The sequence below is a fragment of the Psychrobacter sp. Ps1 genome (genome assembly GCF_022129425.1).
Lineage (GTDB): Bacteria > Pseudomonadota > Gammaproteobacteria > Pseudomonadales > Moraxellaceae > Psychrobacter.
Window position 1 is genome coordinate 1 of the sequence record NZ_JADQAN010000053.1, and the last position, 1,284, is coordinate 1,284.

The window sequence follows — 1,284 nt, forward strand, 5'->3', positions numbered from 1 at the left end:
CCAAAAAAAGAGGAAATACCCATGGCAAAGGCCAAGTTTGAACGTAACAAGCCACACGTCAACGTCGGTACAATCGGACACGTTGACCATGGTAAAACCACCCTTACCGCTGCAATCGCAACCGTAGCTGCAATCACCTCTGGTGGCGAAGCCAAAGACTACGCGTCTATTGACTCAGCACCAGAAGAAAAAGCACGTGGTATCACCATCAACACCTCACACGTAGAATATGACACAGACAGCCGTCACTATGCTCACGTAGATTGCCCAGGTCACGCCGATTATGTTAAAAACATGATCACTGGTGCGGCCCAGATGGACGGCGCAATCCTAGTCGTATCTGCAACTGACGGCCCTATGCCACAGACTCGTGAGCACATCTTGCTTTCACGTCAGGTTGGCGTACCGTACATCATCGTATTCATGAACAAATGTGACATGGTTGATGACGAAGAATTGTTAGAGCTAGTAGAAATGGAAGTTCGTGAACTATTGAACGACTATGACTTCCCAGGCGACGACACTCCTATCGTTAAAGGTTCTGCTACTGAAGCCCTAAAAGGCTCACAAGAAAAATATGGCCAACCAGCTGTTGTAGAACTACTAAACGTACTAGACACCTACATCCCAGAGCCAGAGCGTGACATCGACAAAGCATTCCTAATGCCAATCGAAGACGTATTCTCAATCTCAGGTCGTGGTACCGTAGTAACAGGCCGTGTTGAATCTGGTATCGTTAAAGTTGGCGACGAGATCGAAATCGTTGGTATCCGTGACACTCAAAAAACCACCTGTACTGGTGTAGAGATGTTCCGTAAACTGCTTGACGAAGGTCGTGCAGGCGAAAACTGTGGCGTACTACTACGTGGTACTAAGCGTGAAGACGTACAACGTGGCCAAGTACTAGCTAAGCCAGGTTCAATCACTCCTCACACCAAGTTTGACGCTGAAGTATATGTATTGTCAAAAGAAGAGGGTGGTCGTCACACACCATTCCTAAACGGTTATCGTCCACAGTTCTACTTCCGTACTACTGACGTAACTGGCGCAATCCAATTACAAGACGGTACTGAAATGGTAATGCCTGGTGATAACGTTGAGATGGGCGTAGAGCTTATCCACCCAATCGCTATGGACAAAGGTCTTCGCTTCGCAATTCGTGAAGGCGGCCGTACTGTAGGCGCTGGTGTTGTTGCTAACGTATTGAACTAATCATTAAGTCTCAGCAATGAGCTTATGAATTAGTCATAAAAAAGGCCATCCTATCTAGGGTGGCCTTTTTTT

Annotated in this window: 1 protein-coding gene; it reads left to right on the forward strand. The window is 47.0% G+C overall.

The features are described 5' to 3' along the window. Nucleotides 1-21 precede the first annotated feature (21 nt). Nucleotides 22-1,212 (forward strand): elongation factor Tu, encoded by a 1,191-nt coding sequence (gene tuf / locus I3249_RS13020; RefSeq protein ID WP_114701991.1) that lies wholly within the window; start codon nt 22-24, stop codon nt 1,210-1,212. Nucleotides 1,213-1,284 lie beyond the last annotated feature (72 nt).

What these genes read in the sequence shown, in the direction of transcription:
- tuf (WP_114701991.1), top strand. Translation starts at nt 22, where the DNA reads ATGGCAAAGGCCAAGTTTGAACGTAACAAGCCACACGTCAACGTCGGT.